Genomic DNA, 20,009 nt, shown 5'->3' with positions numbered 1-20,009 from the left:
GCAACAGCAACAGCAGCAGCAACAGCAGCAGCATTACGCAGGAATTCGACGGCGATTTATCAGGCGAGCGCAAGTTCTGGCAATTATTGGGCTGACGCTCGCATGGATGGTGGAGCTGCGTGGAGAGTCGGCCAGTGTTTATGACAGAGGCAGACGCAGGGACTTCGTGGCTGAGTCCATGCTCTGGGATTTGCAAAATGGTGGCACAGCCATCGGTGTTTTTCCGAGCAGCAGAGCCGTGATAGTAACTAGATGGACAGATGTTATTTACGGTGATCAACAAAAGTGGAGCAATGAAGACCAGTTGCGGGAAATCAATTGGATTGTGTTGATGTCTTTTACAGCCGGTGCTGCTTTTCTCTTCTTCACTCGCAAGGGGAAAGCGTGCTTAGAGAATTATATTGAAAATGGGCTACCTGGGTAGCTTCGGGTAGTTATATCGCAGCGAATAAATACAGGTAACAGAGACAGACAAACAGAAGTACGTCGGAGAACAGAGCGGAACGAAGTTTCGTTCAGGTGGATTTAACGCGGGCGGAAATTGACTCGCTAAGAGATTGGCAAGGAAAGAGGAGAGATGAAAATGAAAGCTTGGCAGAAAGTGGCTATAGCAGCCGTTATCGTACTGGGTGTGGCAAAAGTGACTGGAGCACTGCCTGGAGTGCACAGTGATACGGGAGAGCATGGCGGGGTGGAGCGTGGTGTGACGGCGTACGGTAATCCGGGGACGCTGGGCTCTTCGGGTGTATCGGGCAGTGGGGTGATGGTGCCGGGAAGCAATGTAATTGTGCCGGGCATGAATAGTGGTTATTCGTGTGACCTGGGTGAGTTGGGTAAGCCGATAGCTACCAAGAACAAAAAAGAATTCTGGGGGGATGACGATGTCTCTCAGAGTTTCAAGAGGACGTCTGACTTGATCCAGAATTCAGTTCAACGTTCATTGCGCGAGTCAGGAGTATCGCTTTAAGCGAAGAGAAGATAGAGGAATTGGCTGTGCAGGCTGATTCCTCTTGATTCATTTACAAGAGGATAGAAAACAGAGGAAAGTAGTTATGGCAGAGAAGAAATCAATTGAAAAGTGTTTTCAGATACTGGGGCTGGAGTTGAGTGCGAGTCTTGATGATGTAAAGTCAGCACATCGCTTTCTTGTGCAGACGTTCCATGAGGATAAATATCCGGCTGATTCGCCGATGCGTGCTAAGGCGAAAGAAAAAATGATTGAGCTCAACGACGCCTATGAGCGGTTGAAGAATTTCTTTGAGGAGAATCCTGAGGGTTATAAGAGAAAATCCGCTGGTCGTGATGGGCTGAATGGAGTTGGGGATCGGCATAGAGATAGATATGGAGATGAAGAAGCGGGCGCGGATGGCGGAGAAGAAATGGACTGGCAGGCCTGGCAGAGTCAACAGGAGACCAGGGCGGCTGGTGCAATTGAAGAGTGGCAGGCGGAAGAGCAGGAGCGCAGAGCCGCAGTAAAGCTTGATGAGGAGAGAACGCAGCGTAAGCACTGTGTGAATTTTGGCATGATTGGTGCCTGGCTCGTGCTGGGGTTGATGTGGATAGGACATTATGGCACCGGCGTAGAACATCGTTACACGGATATGTCGAGGGTTGAATACTTTAAGGATGCTCTCGCCTACAAAATACAGATGGGAACAGCCACCACAGGCGATGTGGAGCGGCTGAATCAGTCGAAAGACCGTTGGAATGTGGATGCTGAAAAGAACAATGGCAGCATGGTTGTGCTGGTTACTATGCTGCTGGGAATGAGCTACGTGAGTCTGTTTCCGAAGCCGAAACGATTGATTGCCAACTGGATAGAGACTGGGTCCTTGAGTGAACAGGGTGCGCTTCAGGGTGAGGCGAGTGTTGCAGCCTGAGAATGAAATTGATCTGAGAATGAGGTGAAGAGTATGAGTAACGGAATAAAGTTATCCACCAACAGTAAGTTGCGGTTGATAGCTGTTGTTCTTGGCTTGGGTTCGCTAACGATAGCTAATCAGGTGTTGGCGGTGTTGTCCGGCAGTGCTGAAGGTGGTTTGTTGGGTGCATTGGTGGTGGGTGTTGCGACATTCGCGTATGTTTGTTCAAAGGGGCAGGGCGCGACAGCAGAATACTTTTATCCGCATGCCGGGTTGTATAAGTTGACGGCGGTCAATGCGCTGGCGGTCGTCAAAAATGCATTGATGACAAAGCACTTTGACGACAGGCAGTGGCGTCAGGAAAACATTGATGCTGAGCTGGGTACGGCGTTGTTCGTATGTAAGTACGTAGACAAGCCAAACGAAAAGGTTGTTCTTGAGAGAAAGATACAGTTGAGCGTGCAGGTGCGTCGTGTAGAGGATGCTGTCAGTGTTCGGTTTGTGTACGAGCCCGTGAATATCGGGCCGTTGGAAAGAGTTCAACCAGCGGAGTTTTGTGCGCAGACGACGGCATTTCTCGAGTCCGAGTTGATGGCGGCGCAGGAAGTCGTTTTTGCGTGAGTCGGTCGGCTGGATTGAAAGTTTGTTGTGAACCCAGAGTGTGGACGCGAGCAGTGTGATGTGAGGTTTGTGAATGGCACTGTGCGAGGCGGGCTATGTGTGTGTGTGTGTGTCGGTCTGCGTGAGTGGAGCTGGTGAAGAATGGACGCGGAAATTTTTCGGAAGTATGAATACGACTTGTTTGTTGAAGATTCAATGTTTATTCAATACTCAAACGATCCCACGCGTTTGTATCCGCCACCGGGATATATCCCGATGCCAAAAGAGCAAATTTTGATTTCTCCCATGAACATTGAAGCTGAGAGGCTGGGGGTGGTAATTGAGGGTGTGGAATCTTACAAGTTCGACGGCAGAAGCGGCGAGAGCGAGCGCGCGCTGTTTGCTTCTGAGTATGAGATTGAGTTGGCTGCACGTGCTTATGAGAAGTTGTTTGCCAATCGTGAGTTCAGTTTGCATGGGTTGAAGGCGGAAGTACTAGAGAAGACATTAGAAGACTGGAAAGTGGAAATTGCGGAAGAGCGCAAGGTCGATGAGTTCGTTGATGGTCTGTTAGTAGATGGTTTTGAACGGGACGAGTTAGAGCCGGAGATGAACTGGAGCGGTCAGTTCGAAAGTACCGCTGAGGACAGAGCCTGGCAGACACTATTTGGTGGTCGAGAATTCAGAATCGACGAATTGCGACCTGAGATGCAAGTGCAGGAGTTGGCGAGGTGGCGGGCAGAGATTGTTCGTTTAAACAAAGAAGATCACCTTAACTCCAGGCTTGAGAATGTCAATGAGCGCAACAGTCTGGTGGACCAATTGGAGAAGGCTTTGCGGCTGGATTTAGAACCTGGTATCGAGCAGGGGCAAGAGTTGGGGCTGGAGCAGAGGGTTGAGCGCACCGAGAACGAGCAGACTGACTTTAACAAAATACTTTTCGGAGATGACTCGCCTTTTCTTCTTCAAGGCATTGAGCCGACAGCTGATTTCAAGATTCGATTGGATGGATGGGAGCAGATCGCTAGGGAGCAGAGCGGTATGGAGCAAAGCGGTAAGGATCAGCAGAGTGGTCTGGAGCAGAGTGGCAGAGAGCGGGAAAAAGAACACGAACAAGAACAAGGACAGGAGCAGGAGCGCAGAAGCGATGGGGAGCGCGACAGGTGATTCAAGGGTGAGAAGAAGGCTAAGGGAAACGGACAAGGGATGAGGGACAAGGGTAAGCGCAAGGGAGAAGAGATATGAAAGCTGTTCAAGGGCGACTTAGTGCTGTGATAGATGCGCCGCATGATTTGGTGGCGCAGATTGCCATCATGTCGCTGGCAGATAATGGTTATCCGCCGGGGTTGTTTAATTTGCTTGATGAGATAACGACGGGTAAGAGAAAAAGTCAGAAGGCTAGCGGGATAGGTTACGACCTGGACTTTTCGGTCAAGTTGTCCTGGCAGCCTGAGGGTGAGAGTGAGAGAGTGTGTACGAGAGAGTGTAAGAGAGAGAGTGAGGGTGAAAGCAAAACCAAAAGCAGAACCAAAAACAAAACCAGGCTGAGTGTATCGGTTGTAGAGAGGGAGGGGCACCTGACTGCGCGTGAGTGTCAGAGAGAGTGTTTTAAGATCATTGAGGGTATTGATAAGCGAGCTTCGGGTTTTACGGAGCTTGTTGAGCAAACTAAGCATCGCACTACATATGGTGATGCGCGCTGGGCGACTACAGAAGACCTGGCTGGAGCGAATTACCTTGGCACTTCGGTACATTCCAGTCAGTTGTTGCTTGGGCCTTACGGTGATAACAAATTTGTTGCTTTGCCGGCGGATGAGACGGAGCGGCATGCGCTCGTTTGTGGTCCGACGGGTTGTGGCAAAACGAGTACGCTTTTTGTGCCGAATTTGCTTGAGCGGACGGAGTGGAGTGCCATAGTCAGTGAGGCGACGGCTGGCACGGTGGAATCGAAAAATCCGGAGGAGGTGCCGACGGAAGGTCCTGACCTGTTTCGCAAGACGGCTGGTTATCGAGCCAAGATGGGTCACAAAATCTATTACTTCAATCCAGATGACCTGTCTTCGCACAGAATCAATCCGATTCAGGGTATTACTACAATCAAGCAATCGAGCCGTCTGGCGACTTTGCTGATCAAAAATACCAGTACTCGGATCGATACGACTGCTGATCCTTTCTGGGAGACGGCGGAGACGGCTCTGCTGACGTCGTTGATTATGTATGCAGCTGGCAATAAAGGTAATCTGGGCGATGTGCGTAATCTGCTGCGTGATGGTCCGAAGTCGCTGGCGAGCCAGTTGCAAAACAGTATTGTGGCGGAGGCGCAAGCGCGGTATGAAGAGTTTCTGCATTGGAGTACTGAGAATACGCGTAACAGCATCGTGATTGGTTTGATGCAGCGGCTGGAGCTGTGGACGCAACCGAGTATAGTGGCATTGACTGAAACAAATGATGTTGATTTTGAGGAGCTGCAAAATGAGCTCTTTACGTTTTACCTGTCGGTGCCTGCAGATAAGCCTGAGTTGAAGCCCTGTGCGGCGATTATATTTACCTATCTCTTGAATTTCATAGCTGTGAAGCCGCTGAAGCACAGGCTTTCGCTTTATTTGGATGAGTTTACGAACTTCGGTTATATAACAGACTTTCCTAACAAATTGTCTATTATCAGGCACAGGCACATACCAGCCATGCTTGGTTTGCAAGACTACAACCAGGCGGAAGAGATATACAAATCGACGGCAGCGACTCTTTTCAGTCAGCCTGCCACGCGCATATTCTTCAAGCCGCAGACTCTGGCGCAAGCAAAAATCATCAGTGAGTCGCTGGGCACCGAGAACGTTTATGAGCGATCTGTCAGTTCGAACTGTCAGATCAATGAAAAGGAGTTCGGCAGGGATCTGATGACACCGGGCGCGGTGCAGATGTTGAAAAAGGGCAGGGCAATAGTTTTCACCCCCAATACGAATCCGATCAACCTGGTGCGCTTCGAGCCGGGTACATACAGTGAGAAGTCGAGCATTGTGCCGCCGCCGAGGCGTGTTTTGAGTGTAGATGACTCGTTAATCAGGCAGTGTGAGGAGTGGCGAGAGCATCAGCGACAAGCCGAGGCTGGTTTTAAAGCTGAGATAGAGCAGCGTTTGCATCGTGCGGCGCAAGACCTGCAGGCGAGCATACGGCGCGGAACGAGCAGAGTGATTGGTGATCGAGTTGTTCCGATTCAGGGCGGTTCTGCACAAGCTAATGAGCCGAACACAGGCACTTCGGATGATATGAATTCAACCAGTACAGTTGCAGAAGGGAGTGGTGGAACAGAAGAATTTGCTGCTGGAGAGCAGAAAAAACAAAATGCGCCTGGACGTGGTCCTTTGCTTAACGAGCACGGGGATCGCATTCCGCGGGTATAGGGGGTGGAATTTTTGCTCTAAGCATAAACAGATACAGAAACTACTTAGGATTGAGTCTCTTCATGACTGATCATTTCGTTTTGTTCGTCGGTGCCGAGTAGTCCTTGAAAATCTGGTATGGAAAAATCGTTCAACCATATTTGAATCCCAGGATGCGTCGCAATCTCAGGAATTGATTTCGAACAAAAGGCTACAACGCTACTGAGATATTTATTTGCCGACTCTTTTAGTTCTTTTAAGGGCACCAGTGCAGAACGCTGATCTGACCTATCTAATGACGGATCTTCGATGTGCTTGAAAGTAAAAGTTTCTACTTTCACTATCCCATCTTTAGAATGAAATGCAAGATAGAATTCCGGTTGAAGCTGTGGAGCAAAGTATTCTTCCGTTGAAGAACCTCGTTCCAATCTGAAACCTGCTCTACCGTTCTGTGCTTCGACTGGTAATTACAAGTTCATTGCGAATACTAGTTCAACAGAAAAGGCATAGTTTTCCTCATAATTTTCAGATTCAAAGTCTACATCACCTTCGTAAATTTTATATCCTGAATGCTCTACTAAACTATTGAGGTGGCTGCGAATCATTCCTATTGCTCCACATAGTGCCTGGAATGTGTCTTCACCATAGGCCTGAAAAGGTTTCTTGTAACCATCCATGTAATAAACACAACAAGCTGTTTGATTTGCCAAGTATGGTTTTCCGATACCAAGCGTGACGGGGAACTTACGTCCAGTATCAGTAACGAATACCACCTTAGTTTCTGCGATTACAGTATCAGCATTGGCCTCACTGCTCATAACGGATACCCCTCTGTTCTGTGCCTTTTTTGTCAATATCTTCCCAAAGTTTACGCAGGAATTCCTGAAAATCCGCATCTAGCGCCCTGTTTTTCATTCTTCTAGCATAATCCCGATTGCAGTCCTTGATCCGACCTTTTAGCCAATCATTCAAATCTTGCCACTGAATTCTCTTACATTTTTTAGATTTTCTGTTCTGTTTTTGATTGTCTGGTCGTCTTAATACCTAAGCTATTCGTTCTGCTGTTTCTTCCGCATCTTCCAAACATTTTTCGCGCATGGCCTCGATTTCGTCAATAGTCATGGGTTCTTCACATCTACCGGAATCGTCGTTTCCACCACCACTTCTCGATGAGCTTTCTTCAATTGTTATTCTGAAAAGCAATCACGAAAGCGAAGTGGTGCTATGAACGGGTTATGAATGTGATCCTATGGAGCCTCAATAGTTTCCGCCAGTTTGGAAAGCTTAGGAGGAATAGCAACGTGGGCGGCCAGAGCCTAAAAGGGCAGAGGAGCAATTTTTATCGCTCAGAGGGAATGGGAAGATCTATGATGAAGTGATAAAAGACTTGAAAGAGCGTGTTGATGCGGATAACCGTATTGTAGAACTGCTAGATTTCTGGCAGAATGGAAAAAGGGATACTGTTCATTCATGCGCAATCTACATTTCAAGACATTTAGCCTGACTCTAGTGACCTTGGCAGTAATTGTAAGGGGTGCTTTTGATCCGACTTTGCAGGCTGTTGAGCTCAGCAAATCTGAGTTTGAGCAAATTGTAGTCTCACACAATGAACGAGTCGCCTATGTGGAGGTTGAAAAAGATGGCGCTGACTTTTGGGGAAGACGTTTTATCAAGGTGTGTTTGAAAGACAGACCGCAAGTTCGATTTGTAGTTCACTCGGCAAACTCATATGAACAGGATGTGGCAATGCTCCTTGCGCATCAGATTCACATACGAAATGTATGTCTGAACTTGGTACCAGCCTTTGAAATTTTGATGTTTTTATTAGGAACCATTTGCTTAGCTAGGTATTTTAGATTCAATCAAAAGCATGCTTTGCTTGAAAATTAAGTTCGTTATTTTTTGCAATTTAGTTTAATAATGTTTGCTATATCAGTCTCAGTTGGTCCTTGACTGAAGGTCGGCATGAGCACCTGAAATGCGCTTGCCTGGCTGGTCTCGGGCTGTATACGAATATCCGCACCCTATATCAAAATAAATGTTGTCCTAACAGCCGTGTGATACTGAGAGTGGTGCAAAAGAACTCGTACTTCTCTCAGTCCAATTGATATTAGTGTGAGGCAGCGTGCTTGAGTCAGGATGGTCGTTAGAATACGGTGTTCAGAATTTAGCCGGTGATTCGTCGGTATTAAATTCTGGCAAATCGATAATTTCTACAACGGTGGTACGGGCTTAGTATCCTTGCATATGAGGTCGCACTGTGTGATCAACATGACTATCATACACAGCCGTTATCATTCGACCCCTTTTGAGAATTATTGCAGAGCGAGCATTATCGCTTAATGAATGAATTTTGACGAAGCCTGTAAACATGCCGCCCTCCAGTCTAACAACAAGCCAATCCACGCCGCGGTCGCAGAGCTTGAATGTATCAGTAGTTGATAGGACCGGGCTGCATTTAGCCAACTCATCGTCAACAATTTTTAGTAAGGACATCTGAGTCAACTCGAATCGGAATATCGTTCAGAGAGGTGTTTCTTACGTGGTACAACAAAATGATGCAGGTCAGATCATACTCAATTCTGAGACGAATAAAACTCATCCGGGCATGGGATTTGTTTCAGACCAGGGCGAATTATTTAAAGGATTGATCTCGTTTAAATTGTACGTCTGCTTTAAAGATTCAAGTTTTGCGTACATTTCATCGTCCTCGTCCAACCAAACGCCGACAATAGCGAACTGCAATCTCTTATTATTGCAAAGAGATTGTTCTAGTGAGTCAATGACTAACTTACCGTGCTTATCAATTAGAGATTCAAGAGGTCCCGCCGCAACGAATGTAAGCGCCGATAGCGAGGGAGCTTCGTTAATCAATTCTACGACCAGATTCCAAGCTTCAACAGGATTGGATGCGACCGTATCCATCACATCCTCAAATGCCCAGAAGTGATCATCGCTAGATTTCTGTTGTTGATAATGATCAAAAAAGGCTCTGACAAGTTTGCTTGGTGGCATAATCAATCCCAAACTCAGGTGAATTGTTAATTCGGAAACGGTTCTTTCGATTGTTCTTTAATAAAGTCAGGAGGCATTCTGTGGAAAAAACCAGCTCCTTAGTAACTTTTGCTCAAGTTGTTGCTTATGGTAAGGATCAATTTCAAATTCGCAAAATACCTTAACTCTGGGACTGCGCTCGCGAGAGTTTTTGAGCCTAGCGTTCGCAGATACTGGTGTTCGGGTTTGATCACTACTATCATCGGCGCTCCCCACCGCTGTTTTCATGTTCCTTCCTCCACTAAATTGAACAGCAGCTTCAGTTCTGATTATACAGCCGCATACAAAAAAAATTCCTTCACATGCCAGTAATCCGGCTTTAGGCGAAGATTGCGGAGTGACAAAATTGCGGTACCTCGCCTAATCGACTTCCTTATAAACAAAGTGATACGTAGAGCCGGGCTTAAAGAGTCGCCAGTGTTCTACGTCAAAAGAAGTTATTGGTATCACTTCCAATGTGAGTGAATCAGAAAAATGAAGTTTGAAAGCTCCTGCATAATCAATTTCTATTCTGTCAACAAATAGGTTTTGAACATCAAACGAACTGAACAGTTCGTTGAAGCGCTGGTCACACAAGTTATTTGATAAGGTGCTGATGTTACTTTCTGAGTTGAATCTAGACTCCTCCAGCATATCGCCGGATGCAACCAATATCCGCTCAGTTGTTCGAATCCTCCAAGGACATTGAATATGCAAAGAGTAAGCTCCAACGATTCTGGTCGCCCCCTCCCACTCGACTGGAATCAAGTCACCAAAAGAGAGCATTATCATAGTCTCGATTCTACTTGCCTTCGAAAGTCGAAGACCTATTAGGGGCTCCAGCGCAACAGTGATCGGATCTTCGTATATATCAGTAGTTTCAATCTTGTTCAAGATATTTGAGGGCCCGTTCGCACAGTTGTTCATTTAGATAACCCGCGCCCTTTATACTATCGTGAAAACCTCTCCGCAAGTCTTTATCGGTACCAATTAACCACTGTTGCGACGCCTAGCGCCGCCGATGGAACTGTCTGCTGTTCTTGCTTATACAAAAAAACACCTGGATTTGCAGCTTTTCGGGTATTGACTTTTCGGCGCCTCATGGGAGCATGTGGTATGTAATCCACAGTTACAGTGTTGACGATGGTATTCAAAATTTCAATGTCTGCTTAAAAATGTTGGCGTCGACTGACCGTTCAAAGCGGCTTGAAGAGCCCATTCAAGGGAACCAAAGTTTGCTGATTGAATCTAATAAGAAGAGTCCGCTTGATTGAGATGAAAAGGCAACATTCGAGAAAATCTTGTGAATATGTGAATTGATGCTATCTCACAGCAGTTGGTCAAAACTTGGTTTAGTTTGTGCGGCATTTTGTGTGTACGCAGGGATACGTTACGGTGTACTTGTTCGGGAGTTTACGAGTCCTCCACTGAACGTATTTGAGTCTTGTATACTGACCGGCTGCTACGCAATTAATATGTCTTTGTTGATACTTTTCTTTTGGTCATTCGCAAAGCGGCGGAAGACTTTAATGACTTTTCTTATCTGCTGCATGCTCTGGCAGGCTTTTGTCGTGTTCAATTTAGCTTCACTGTTTGACAGGATTTTGCCAATTCTGTGACAGAGCACCTGCACAATTTAGAGTCGAGCTGGAAAATATCCAGGATTAGGCCAGTTAGCTCATACCTCCTCTGCAAAATGCGTACAGTTGTGCTTGCAGGCATCGTATTTTTTCTTTCTTGCTTTTGCTATTGCTTCATTCATATGCTTTTCTTGATCGTCGTCAATGTGCCGTGAATAGCATCTAAATAAGGGGTTGGCACCAGGGCTTCCATAGTAAAACCCCAATCACTATTCTCTGAGACACCAGGCTTACTGCTCCAAATTAGACAAGTAGTAGATTTCTCTCCATTGTCAGGAGTCCACTGAATCCATGAATGTCCTGGACCACACCATCCAGAACTTGGTCCCGTTTGGAAGGTGATTTTTGAGTTTAGCTGTGGCTCTATAATGAAGGAACAATCGACCGCAATTCGAATTGAATATGGACTCCACTGACGGGCCTTCGTGATTTGAAAAAAGTTCCTGCATGGCTGCTGTACATTTTGGTTATAGGTGTACTCTTTGCGGGAGCCACAGCTGTTCATTGGTGGTACGGAGAGCAACGGTTGAGAGATTGGTATCCGAGTATCACTAATTAGATTCGCTGCTGAAACTAACCCCAGTGATGTACAAGTTGCCACCTGGACAGAGCGTGTTGAAATATTCAAAGAGACTGTGGCAAGTCAATGCAAATGAAACTCAGCAAAACAATCAAACTGATCGTATCGATTAGCCTTGTGCTACTAATTGCCTGGCACTGGGCGGGATCTATTTTTGTTTCAGAGAAATGGAAAAAGTCGTTGAACGCTGTTAACAACGAAAAATCAATTGTTTGGTTGCTAAATGGAGGCGAGTCCGTACGTTTGAACATGGTTGACGATCTGCTGCGGCGGTACAAATTAGTTGGAATGACCCGAACGGATTTGGAAGCATTACTCGGTAAGCCACCCCCAACGGGATATTTTGCTAGCTATGATTATGTTTACTGGCTGGGTCCCGAACGAAGTTTTATCAGCATTGATTCAGAATGGCTCTGTATCAAATTCAAGGACGATATCGTTATCGACGCAAAAATATGTCAAGACTAGATGGAAGCCAGAAAAGAAGTTGAAGTGATTGTGGGAATGGGCAATACCGCAGCTTCAGGTATGGGAGTGGCATTACCAAAATGGCAGGCGCTGACGTCTGAGAGTTTGCATGGATTCGAGTTTACTGATATTGCGCATATCTTTGCAGTATTCTTCTTGAATAAAGCGTTCAATTTCTCTGCGCAATTCTGCTCTCTCTTCGGCCTCGGTAACGATAGATGGTGTAGACAAACGGTGTTTGTGATCTTGAGCGATGGCACTGTGCATCCTCAATGGGGCGACAATGAGAAGAAGGGCAACGGCACCAATCCATTTGAATCGCAAATTCAACCAACCTTCTGAACGGATTGAATGACGCTCAAGTACTGTTCTATGCTGTCAATTATAAGCAATTTCGAGCAAACGGCACAGTCGGTGTGAGGGTAGGAATGTGTTTCGATTTCCAAATCGCTCTTATAAAGGGCTCTTATTTCGTTGAGTAAGCTGCGTTCGATGGGATTGATGTTCTGCATAGCCACCTTCTTTGCGGTTTACTACATAACTATATGCAGCATGGCGCCGAACTGGAATGTGCAATTAGACAGACGCATCATAAGTTCGGAAAGGACCTGTTGGGGTATGTTTGCCTTAATCTATCGGGCCCGGGTACGAGTTTGAGGCAGCGCTCTTGAGCAAGGATGGTCGTCAGAATACCGGGTTCAGAGTTTCGCCAACAATTCGTCGGTATTCAATTCTGGCAAATCGATAATTTCGACAACGGTGCCGGGTGCTTCTAAATTCTGCCAGATCCTTACAAGTGAAGTCTCAGAGCAATCAACATGACTTTCATACACCGCCGTGATTATTCGACCCCTCTTTAATATTATTGCAGAGCGAGCATTATCGTTTAGTGAACGAATTTTGACGCAGCCTGTAAACATTGCGCCTTCCAGCATAACAACAAGCCAATCCACGTTGTAATCGCAGAGCTTGAAAGTATGAGTATTGATACGACCGGGCTGCATTTACCCAACTCATTGTCAACAACTTGTAGCAAGGACATCTGAGTCTACCCGGTTATCGTTCAGAGAGGTATTTCCGTGGATGAAGGCACCTGGTGGCTAGGACAGCTTTTGGGGCATTCTAACCAGTGACAAAGTTAGTCTTTGTCAGGAATCAGGATTTGTTTATGAGTGTCTGCAGTTAGAAAGACTTCGTTCTTTGCTCGATGAGCGCTGGTTTCGGAAAAAGCTTGGACATTTGTATTGTCAAATTGAATTTCCAGATTATATAGGCCTGGCTGTTCGGGAATTCTGATAGAAATTGATTCGATGAGGCTTTTCCCAGGTAGCAATACTAATTCCCGCTGGTCAAATTCGGCAGAATCAGAAATTACTGTAGATCCATTTTTGTCTTTCCATCGGTAATTTAGTTTGGCAGTTGCCACCTCATTATTGCAAATCAATGCATCGATTTGAGTAGGATCGTTTTTTAGATTCTTAGTGACATGTTTCAACCCATAGTCCCATAGTTTGGGGGCCACCAGTCTAATGGTAGAGCTAATGGCACCCTGGTTCGCAAAGCCAATTGACAGAAGACCACTGGCAGGAATATTTTTCGAATGCTTTTTATGCCATAAGTCAACTATATAGATCTGGTTCAAACTCGAGGCGGAGGCAAAATTACAAAATTGAGTGAAGGCTAAAAGCAACAAAACGAATATGGCTGACTGCCGCAATGAACTAATAAACTTGTAGAATTTATTTGGCATGACAGCAACATACAACGCCATTCGGACTATAGGCAAAGTCTTCTGGATTAAGATTGTGCTTTGTTTTCGCCAGCCACTTTTGGAAAAAGTCATAGACTGAATCATTTGGATTCTCACGGCGCCAACTCCAAAATTCTGTTATGGTATCGGATTCACCACCGCCGCCTAGCGGACTTAGATCATCACCCGGTTCCCAAAAAAGTTCGTCCTTCAGAACTCGTTTTGATTTTGGGTGACCCTCAGCGAAATAGTTATTCTCAGGCAAACCGGAGGGTAACAACGGCGGCATAAAAATCTCCATAAGGTACAGATTCTATCAGATAGAATTAAACGAGAAAAGGAGATGTTGGATGGATCGGCAGCGTTTTTGGAGCATTATCTCCGCTGTAAATCAGAATGATCTTTTGAACGATGATGAAGAATCAGCGTTAAAAAGTATTTGCGCGAGATTATCAACTGAGTCAACAGCGGAAATAGAGTCATTCGCTGATCATTTGGCCGAAGCTCTTCGTGATTTGGATACTTCCAAACATTTTTCATACAGCGCGGGTGCGAGCCCAGACAGTTTTCTTTACTCAAGATGCTTTGCGGTAGGAATGGGAGAAAAGTTCTATACATCTGTACTAAAATCACCATCCAAAATGCCAACTTCAGCTAAAGGGTTTGAATTACTACTTCAAGCGCCCGAAAAAGCTTGGTCAATGGCTGAAGGTACTGATCAAGATGATTGGAACTACGCTCCAAAAACAAGTGTTGCATCGGGAAGCAATCCAGACGGTTGGTTACAGATTTGCAAGCTAAGAACAATAACCTTCCGAGACTCGCAAGCCCTTAACAAGCCGCTACGTGAGCTACACTGCCTTGCGTCCCTTGCTCTGACTGCTGATGAAGTCGGAGCACTCTATACACGAGAGCTAGATAAGCTTACATTTGCCACTAAAAATCTGAGGCATTTGGTTTTGCATTTTCACGTCGATAGTAACGATACTCCTAGTACTGCAACTATAAATGACGATACCGAAATCTATCCCGTAGAAATAGATCCTAAGTGGTATGTCTTTGCATCCGAGCGTGACAGGAATCATTTTTTTGTACAGTCTATAACTAACATACTCAGTCAAATTTGTGAGCGAGATGACCTGGATATGGAAAAAGTAAAAGGTGTATGCTCAAGGCTTCTGAGGCGGCTATAAGTTAAGAGTGAACTCTATTCGCCATCACGGGATCGATGCACTCTGGTGGACTATACATCACAGATTGAATTCGTTGTGTAGGGTAGCGCCGCCCTATTTTGAGAGTAGGAGGCATTCGATTTAGCGGCTGTGATTTAAGCTGTCGTCGTCCCGGTTTTGTTCTTGTTGGTGTTGATCTTTGTCTGGACGAGAAGTGTTCTGCTGGAAGAAATTACGCTGGGCGCCGGCGGTGAATGTTTGTTGGATCTGTGTTTGCATGATCTGTTGCACTTCGCGTTGAAGAACTTGATCGAGGGAGATACGTTCGTTTTCGGGTTGTAGAGTTCTGCTGTCAGGTTCAGGTACGCGCATGCATCTCTAAAAACATTAGCGAGCTCAGGCACTGGCGTATTTTGTTGAGGTGAAGTCATTTTTCCGAAGTATTGCTGTTCTTAGTCTTTGTAATCCGCCAAACGGCTAACAAGATAACCAGGATGACTGTGGATACTACGATTGTGTTGATCTGTCCGTCGTTTTCCAACCTGGGTGAGCCGGTGTGAACAAGCCGAGGACCGCGCAAGCCAGGTTGATTGCAGCCACTATACAAAGAACATTCATTCACCCAGGGTCAGTTTGACGAAACTTTAGTTTGCCCGAATACTCTCGCACCCTACGAATGGATGATAGACGGTTACTACGATTAACGGCAGAGGTTAGCTCGAATAAATGCGAATATTTCCAGACTAACCAGCTCCTGTAGACCCTTCAATCAAATATTTGTTAAACCATCTGACTGCAAGGAACAACGTCAATGACAAAAAGCCGCCGCTCATCATGCACAAAAGACCATGGTCGAGTACGGCTTGCAGAACTACCAAAAACTGTGCTTTGCCCACCAATTCTGATGCCAGCTGTTGCGATGCTGCCGTGGTTCCGAGCAAGTCGAAGTGATGAATTTTGTAGAGCCCGAGCTGCAAAATCGGGTTAAGGGCGAAGATAGTTGAACATAGAAGTCCAGCGAATGCTCCACACATCACGAATATACTGATCAGTTTTGATTCGCTTTTGTTCATAAGACAGGCTCTGATCCATTTTACCCCGGTAGACCGCTAGCGTCGATCAACTGAAGAAGAGCCGTTTCGCCGATGCGCCAATCGGTTTCGAACCAATGGTGTCTAAAGTTGCAGATCAGTTGGCGGCTGCCTCTTCAAGGTAGTGAGTGAGGAGATTTGAGTTGTAAATTCGCAGTACAGTATGTGGAGTGGCATTACCAAAATGGCAGGCGCTGACGTCTGAGAGTTTGCATGGATTCGAGTTTACTGATATTGCGCATATCTTTGCAGTCGTCTTCTTGAATAAAGCGTTCAATTTCTCTGCGCAATTCTGCTCTCTCTTCGGCCTCGGTAACGGTAGATGGTGTAGACAAACCGTGTTTGTGATCTTGAGCGATGGCACTGTGCATCCTCAATGGGGCGAGATTGAGAAGAAAGGCAACGGCAACAATCCATCTGAATCGCAAATTCAACCAACCTTCTGAACGGATTGAATGACGCTCAAGTACTGTTCTATGCTGTCAATTATAAGCAAATTCGAGCAAACGGTACAGTCGGTGTGTGGGTAGGCATGTGTTTCGATTTCCAGATCCTAACGGCTGTGATTTAAGCTGTCGTCATCGCGGTTTTGTTCTTGCTGGTGTTGGTCCTTATCTGGACGAGAGGTCTCCTGCTGAAAGAAATTACGCTGGGCGCCGGCGGTGAATGTTTGTTGGATCTGTGTTTGCATGATCTGTTGCACTTCGCGCTGAAGAATTTGATCGAGAGAGACACGTTCGTTTTCAGTTTGTAGAGTTCTGCTGTCATAGTCGTATTCAGGGCTGTTATTTTCGCGAACGGCGAATGCACTGAGTTCACTTTGTTCTCTAAGCAGTTCTGGATCGTATGCGTTTCGCTCCCACGAATCAATATTCAGGTCGCCAAAATCCTTTTCCCAGTTAATTCCCTGTGGTGGCACTTCGGCTCCGAAGAGGACGTTGTTGATGTTATCCAGGCTTGATGAGTGAGTGTTGATGTTATTTCCGGGTTCCTGGGGTGCATCGTCCAGAGAGAACTGCTTCTCTGCCCACACATCAAGATTCCAGTGTTCATCGACGTCTTTATCCAGATCGAAATAGTGATCCAGTTCGTCAATCAGCATAGGACCCTGGATGTTCAGATCGATGTCTTTTTCTACGTCGAGGCTTTTGTCAAAGCTGTTGAGCAGGTCGTCGATATTCTGACGGTAAAAGTCTGATACTGAAGGGGAGTCGAGAATAGGTTCGGGTGTTTCGTGGTTCTGTTCTTGTTCGGGTTTCTGTTCTTGCTCAGATTTCTGCTCTCGTTCTGGCTCGCGATCCTGTTCCTGCTCCCGCTCGCGTTCCTGTTTCACTCTTTCAATTAATTCGAAGAACTTTGAAAGAAGGCTGCCCGCGGAGTTAGTGCCCATGCGACCTTCGTCTTGTCTCTGGCGCTCCAGTGCTTCTAATTCTTTGAATTTTTCCTCTGCGGCTTTATAAGCCTCTTCGTCCAGTCTTAATTGTTCTTCTCGCGATTGCTCTTCTTGACGAATTTGTTCGTCCAGTCTGGTTTGTTCATCGAGTCCAGATTGCTCCGTTCTGGATTGCTCTTCTTGACGAATCTGGTCGTCAAGCCGGTTTTGTTCATCCAGTCTTGTTTGCTCTTCGAGTCTTGATTGTTCTGCACGAGATTGTTCTTCAAGGCGAATTTGTTCGTTGACTCTGGTTTGTGCGTCGAGTCTTGATTGATCTGCACGAGCCTGGTCTTCCTGGCGAGTTTGTTCGTCTAGTCTGGTCTGTTCGTCGACTCTTGATTGTTCTTCGTCGGGTTTGTGTAAGTGAGCCGAGCCGCTAGTTTGTGACGGGTTGAAATTTGAAACTGTGTTTTGCATGTCTTGCTCTCCTTTCGAAAGCGATTGAAATTCATTTGTGTTTTCTCTGGCGAGCTTGATAGTTTCCTGGCGCCAGGCGCTGGCTGTTTCCAGACGTTCCTTGAAAGGCAAGTGGTCGAGATCGAGCGGTCTGTCGCCGTAGAGTCGTTTCCAGGCTGCATCGGCGCTATCCGGTTCCCAGGCAGTGCGGGCGAAGTGCGATGTCAGGTCTTTGAAGTCCATAGTCTTCAAGCTCCTAATTGGTTGAAAAATTTGTTGGTTTGCGAAAGACTCGTTGTGATGTCTTTTAAAAAGCTTTGGTCAGTACTTAGCGTTCGCGTTCGTCTTCGCGGCTATGTTCATGCTCATGCTCGGAAGTTTTTTCATGTTCGTGCGCGGGAGCGTTTTTATGTTCGTGCGCGGCATCGCGCTTTGTAGTGGGTAACTGAGTTTGATTGCCGCGGTCCGTGTTCAACGGAATGTCCAAGAAGTGTTCCGGGTGTAGCGGGTGTAGCGGGTGTTCCGGGTGTTTCGGATGTATCGGGTGTATCGGGTGAAGCGGGTGATCCCCGGTTTCCTGGTGTTCGCCTGGTTCGCGGTGGTCGCGGTGTTTGTGAGTGAATTCGTGAACGAGGTTGTCCAGCAATTGCTGGAAGCGAGAGGTAAAGCTTTCCGGGTATTTTGAGTCGTCTTTGTCGAACAGAAGTTGCAAGCGGCGCCATTCTTTTTGGCGTTTGAATGTATTCTCTGCGTCGAACCTGACTCGTTCGGTAGACCGGTCGCGTTCGGTCTGGTGTCTTTCTGCTTCCGAGTTTCGGTCGTGCTGTTCTTCTCGAATATGTTGATCGTGGTCCAGGTGATTTTGAATTACGGTGCCTGCATCTGGTGGCAGCTCCGCAGGGGAAGATGTGGTCGGTAAGGCGACAGTGACAAAGGAAGTGAAATCGGGATGGTCAGCAGGGGCTGCTTCAGAGGAATGAGAAGCAGAAGCATGAGAAGCAGAAGCATTGATAGGAGAAGCAGCAGCAGCGGCAATAGATGAAGCATCATGACTGGGAGTCTGAGTTTGAGTAGAACTAGCAGGATCTAGCTGGGGAGAGTAAATCAGGCTGTTCAGTAGGTTTTGCTGGTCCAGACCATGTGTTTGGGAGGTAAGGTCTTGATATTGTTCGAGATGTTTTTCGAGGTTTTCTTGATCCTGCTGGGCTTGTCTCAGCTGCTCCTGGAGCTGAGACTGGACAGCAAGGATTCTGTTCTCGCGCTCGGGGAGGGCGAGATTGCCGTCTGAGCGGACGGACTCAGTTTGAGTGTTCATTGTCTTTGGCTCCTTAAAACGGCGAATCACGGGGCGTTTTATTTGTGATTCGCAACGTTCGCGGATAAGCGTGTCGAGCCATTCAAGCTGGTCAATCAGACGTTTGCGTTGTTCAGGGTCCTCTTCTCCACTTTGATCTAGACAAGTGATTGTTTTTTGAACTTGATAGTGTTCGGTATCGAGTAAGTATCTTTCGTGCCACTCAAGCAGTCGTCCTCCAGTTTCGAAAACGTGCTGCTTAAAACTCTTAGGCGGACTGTTATCTGTTATCAGAGATTGCTTCAGGTCTTCGTCAAACTGTTTCTGTAGACGATCTGCCTCAGCGGTCCTTTCATAATAGTCGTTGCCGAATTGCTTTTTGTTGCCGATCCAGGTCCACATTTTTTTGTACTGTTCTTGCGGCAGTCTTTTGCATTGTCCTGACTGCAATGCAGCATCCAGCGCGAGCAAATCTTGCAGAGAGCTGTACTTTGTGTAGACTGTTTTGTTGCGTACGATGCGCTCTGAATCAGGAAGTGCATTGATCTGGAGCTCTTTCTTTAATGCAGCCATTTCCACTCGTTGCTGGTCGCACTGCTCGGATGTGAGTGGATTCTTGAGATCGTCCAGAAGCAATTCATAAAGTTGATCACCCTGGTCCCTTTTGTAACCATCGTGCATCGTGGTGTACATTTCTTTGTCGAGGACGCGCCCGTACTGGTAGCCGTAGCGCATCAGATAATGCAGTTCTTTATCGAGATAGCGCTCATAAGTGTGATAGCGCTCCAGGTAACGGTCGCCGGCCTGGCGCAATGCTTTATAGTGTCCCCGTGTAATGCGGACGGAGCGATCATTCTGGTCCCGTCCCATGATAATGACGTGGTTGTGAGTGTGGTCAGTGTTTTTGTGTTCAATGCCATAGTAAATCAGATCCTGTCCTTTAAGGCTCTGCAGCTCGCGCATCATATATCGTGTGTAAGCCTGCATGTCCACGCCTTCCAGCCCAGGTGATAACACCAGGCGAAATGCAACCACGCCGTTTTCACTTTGTTTATTGAGCTGGTCTACAACTTCGGTACCGCTGACGTTCTCGTGTGTATCGGAGAAGAAGAGTCGTTTTTTGCCGAGCGTAGAGTCGCGGTCTTCGCCGCCTCTTAATTGCAAGTAGCGGACGTGGGCGATAGCATGTTTGATACCGCCCTTTCCTTTAATATAGTTGCCCTTAACTACAGAGCGCATGTGGATCATGCCTCAGATTTTTCTGTTGTGTCACCGGTTCATGGGTGGCGTTTGAGTTTTTGGCTCCTG

The 20,009-nt window shown here is 46.6% G+C and carries 20 protein-coding genes; 10 read left to right on the top strand and 10 right to left on the bottom strand.

What is annotated here, in order from left to right:
• The first annotated feature begins 166 nt into the window (after positions 1–166).
• From EKK48_10570 to EKK48_10545, 6 genes are all read left to right on the top strand, one after another.
• The gene (locus EKK48_10570) at positions 167–424 is read left to right on the top strand and encodes a hypothetical protein (protein ID RTL42430.1); all 258 of its coding nucleotides are present in this window, start codon (positions 167–169) and stop codon (positions 422–424) included.
• Positions 425–583: 159 nt separating this feature from the next.
• Complete coding sequence (locus EKK48_10565; protein ID RTL42429.1) at positions 584–967, top strand: hypothetical protein; 384 nt, start codon at positions 584–586, stop codon at positions 965–967.
• 85 nt (positions 968–1,052) lie between these two features.
• Positions 1,053–1,880 (top strand): J domain-containing protein, encoded by an 828-nt coding sequence (locus EKK48_10560; GenBank protein RTL42428.1) that lies wholly within the window; start codon positions 1,053–1,055, stop codon positions 1,878–1,880.
• A gap of 33 nt (positions 1,881–1,913) precedes the next feature.
• The gene (locus EKK48_10555; GenBank protein ID RTL42427.1) at positions 1,914–2,483 is read left to right on the top strand and encodes a hypothetical protein; all 570 of its coding nucleotides are present in this window, start codon (positions 1,914–1,916) and stop codon (positions 2,481–2,483) included.
• A 141-nt stretch (positions 2,484–2,624) separates the two neighbouring features.
• Entirely contained in the window at positions 2,625–3,629 is a 1,005-nt protein-coding gene (locus EKK48_10550) for a hypothetical protein (GenBank protein RTL42426.1), read from the top strand.
• Between the two features lie 74 nt (positions 3,630–3,703).
• Entirely contained in the window at positions 3,704–5,863 is a 2,160-nt protein-coding gene (locus tag EKK48_10545; protein ID RTL42425.1) for a type IV secretory system conjugative DNA transfer family protein, read from the top strand.
• Between the two features lie 44 nt (positions 5,864–5,907).
• Here the strand turns inward: EKK48_10545 and EKK48_10540 are convergent, their stop codons facing one another.
• Together EKK48_10540 and EKK48_10535 are read right to left on the bottom strand one after the other, a co-directional pair.
• Positions 5,908–6,270 carry a hypothetical protein gene (locus EKK48_10540; GenBank protein RTL42424.1) on the bottom strand — a complete coding sequence of 121 codons (363 nt, stop codon included), beginning with the start codon at positions 6,268–6,270 and terminating at the stop codon, positions 5,908–5,910.
• A gap of 39 nt (positions 6,271–6,309) precedes the next feature.
• On the bottom strand, positions 6,310–6,660 hold the full coding sequence (locus EKK48_10535) for a hypothetical protein (GenBank protein ID RTL42423.1): 351 nt from the start codon (positions 6,658–6,660) through the stop codon (positions 6,310–6,312).
• A 652-nt stretch (positions 6,661–7,312) separates the two neighbouring features.
• Here EKK48_10535 and EKK48_10530 point away from each other — a divergent pair.
• Entirely contained in the window at positions 7,313–7,732 is a 420-nt protein-coding gene (locus tag EKK48_10530; protein ID RTL42422.1) for a hypothetical protein, read from the top strand.
• 708 nt (positions 7,733–8,440) lie between these two features.
• Here the strand turns inward: EKK48_10530 and EKK48_10525 are convergent.
• Complete coding sequence (locus EKK48_10525; protein RTL42421.1) at positions 8,441–8,857, bottom strand: hypothetical protein; 417 nt, start codon at positions 8,855–8,857, stop codon at positions 8,441–8,443.
• A 399-nt stretch (positions 8,858–9,256) separates the two neighbouring features.
• Entirely contained in the window at positions 9,257–9,769 is a 513-nt protein-coding gene (locus EKK48_10520; GenBank protein ID RTL42420.1) for a hypothetical protein, read from the bottom strand.
• Positions 9,770–11,167: 1,398 nt separating this feature from the next.
• Here EKK48_10520 and EKK48_10515 point away from each other — a divergent pair.
• Together EKK48_10515 and EKK48_10510 are read left to right on the top strand one after the other, a co-directional pair.
• Positions 11,168–11,563: a hypothetical protein gene (locus EKK48_10515; protein ID RTL42419.1), complete on the top strand. Its 396-nt coding sequence runs from the start codon at positions 11,168–11,170 to the stop codon at positions 11,561–11,563.
• On the top strand, positions 11,564–11,905 hold the full coding sequence (locus tag EKK48_10510) for a hypothetical protein (GenBank protein RTL42418.1): 342 nt from the start codon (positions 11,564–11,566) through the stop codon (positions 11,903–11,905).
• 356 nt (positions 11,906–12,261) lie between these two features.
• Here EKK48_10510 and EKK48_10505 read toward each other — a convergent pair whose 3' ends face one another.
• Together EKK48_10505 and EKK48_10500 are read right to left on the bottom strand one after the other, a co-directional pair.
• The gene (locus EKK48_10505; protein ID RTL42417.1) at positions 12,262–12,567 is read right to left on the bottom strand and encodes a hypothetical protein; all 306 of its coding nucleotides are present in this window, start codon (positions 12,565–12,567) and stop codon (positions 12,262–12,264) included.
• 134 nt (positions 12,568–12,701) lie between these two features.
• Positions 12,702–13,406 carry a hypothetical protein gene (locus EKK48_10500; protein ID RTL42416.1) on the bottom strand — a complete coding sequence of 235 codons (705 nt, stop codon included), beginning with the start codon at positions 13,404–13,406 and terminating at the stop codon, positions 12,702–12,704.
• A gap of 257 nt (positions 13,407–13,663) precedes the next feature.
• On the opposite strand from EKK48_10500, the gene EKK48_10495 reads away from it, so the two are divergent.
• A complete protein-coding gene (locus EKK48_10495; GenBank protein ID RTL42415.1) occupies positions 13,664–14,506 on the top strand; it encodes a DUF4240 domain-containing protein in 843 nt (280 codons plus the stop codon).
• A 722-nt stretch (positions 14,507–15,228) separates the two neighbouring features.
• Here EKK48_10495 and EKK48_10490 read toward each other — a convergent pair.
• The 4 genes from EKK48_10490 to EKK48_10475 form a co-directional block, all read right to left on the bottom strand.
• Positions 15,229–15,558 carry a hypothetical protein gene (locus EKK48_10490; protein ID RTL42414.1) on the bottom strand — a complete coding sequence of 110 codons (330 nt, stop codon included), beginning with the start codon at positions 15,556–15,558 and terminating at the stop codon, positions 15,229–15,231.
• A gap of 194 nt (positions 15,559–15,752) precedes the next feature.
• The gene (locus EKK48_10485; GenBank protein RTL42413.1) at positions 15,753–16,004 is read right to left on the bottom strand and encodes a hypothetical protein; all 252 of its coding nucleotides are present in this window, start codon (positions 16,002–16,004) and stop codon (positions 15,753–15,755) included.
• Positions 16,005–16,129: 125 nt separating this feature from the next.
• Positions 16,130–17,650 carry a hypothetical protein gene (locus tag EKK48_10480; protein RTL42412.1) on the bottom strand — a complete coding sequence of 507 codons (1,521 nt, stop codon included), beginning with the start codon at positions 17,648–17,650 and terminating at the stop codon, positions 16,130–16,132.
• A gap of 85 nt (positions 17,651–17,735) precedes the next feature.
• A complete protein-coding gene (locus tag EKK48_10475) occupies positions 17,736–19,940 on the bottom strand; it encodes a hypothetical protein (protein ID RTL42411.1) in 2,205 nt (734 codons plus the stop codon).
• Between the last annotated feature and the right edge of the window lie 69 nt (positions 19,941–20,009).

The sequence above is a fragment of the Candidatus Melainabacteria bacterium genome (assembly GCA_003963305.1).
GTDB lineage: Bacteria > Cyanobacteriota > Vampirovibrionia > Obscuribacterales > Obscuribacteraceae > PALSA-1081.
The sequence above is the reverse complement of the archived record's forward strand: the minus strand, read 5'-3'. Positions and strand labels throughout refer to the sequence as shown.

Excerpts from the sequence above, each read along its gene's own strand:
- EKK48_10565 (RTL42429.1), top strand. The coding sequence starts at position 584 with ATGAAAGCTTGGCAGAAAGTGGCTATAGCAGCCGTTATCGTACTGGGT.
- EKK48_10560 (RTL42428.1), top strand. The coding sequence starts at position 1,053 with ATGGCAGAGAAGAAATCAATTGAAAAGTGTTTTCAGATACTGGGGCTG.
- EKK48_10555 (RTL42427.1), top strand. The coding sequence starts at position 1,914 with ATGAGTAACGGAATAAAGTTATCCACCAACAGTAAGTTGCGGTTGATA.
- EKK48_10550 (RTL42426.1), top strand. The coding sequence starts at position 2,625 with ATGGACGCGGAAATTTTTCGGAAGTATGAATACGACTTGTTTGTTGAA.
- EKK48_10545 (RTL42425.1), top strand. The coding sequence starts at position 3,704 with ATGAAAGCTGTTCAAGGGCGACTTAGTGCTGTGATAGATGCGCCGCAT.
- EKK48_10535 (RTL42423.1), bottom strand. The coding sequence starts at position 6,660 with ATGAGCAGTGAGGCCAATGCTGATACTGTAATCGCAGAAACTAAGGTG.
- EKK48_10530 (RTL42422.1), top strand. The coding sequence starts at position 7,313 with ATGCGCAATCTACATTTCAAGACATTTAGCCTGACTCTAGTGACCTTG.
- EKK48_10525 (RTL42421.1), bottom strand. The coding sequence starts at position 8,857 with ATGCCACCAAGCAAACTTGTCAGAGCCTTTTTTGATCATTATCAACAA.
- EKK48_10515 (RTL42419.1), top strand. The coding sequence starts at position 11,168 with ATGAAACTCAGCAAAACAATCAAACTGATCGTATCGATTAGCCTTGTG.
- EKK48_10510 (RTL42418.1), top strand. The coding sequence starts at position 11,564 with ATGGAAGCCAGAAAAGAAGTTGAAGTGATTGTGGGAATGGGCAATACC.
- EKK48_10505 (RTL42417.1), bottom strand. The coding sequence starts at position 12,567 with ATGCAGCCCGGTCGTATCAATACTCATACTTTCAAGCTCTGCGATTAC.
- EKK48_10500 (RTL42416.1), bottom strand. The coding sequence starts at position 13,406 with ATGACTTTTTCCAAAAGTGGCTGGCGAAAACAAAGCACAATCTTAATC.
- EKK48_10495 (RTL42415.1), top strand. The coding sequence starts at position 13,664 with ATGGATCGGCAGCGTTTTTGGAGCATTATCTCCGCTGTAAATCAGAAT.
- EKK48_10490 (RTL42414.1), bottom strand. The coding sequence starts at position 15,558 with ATGAACAAAAGCGAATCAAAACTGATCAGTATATTCGTGATGTGTGGA.
- EKK48_10480 (RTL42412.1), bottom strand. The coding sequence starts at position 17,650 with ATGGACTTCAAAGACCTGACATCGCACTTCGCCCGCACTGCCTGGGAA.
- EKK48_10475 (RTL42411.1), bottom strand. The coding sequence starts at position 19,940 with ATGCGCTCTGTAGTTAAGGGCAACTATATTAAAGGAAAGGGCGGTATC.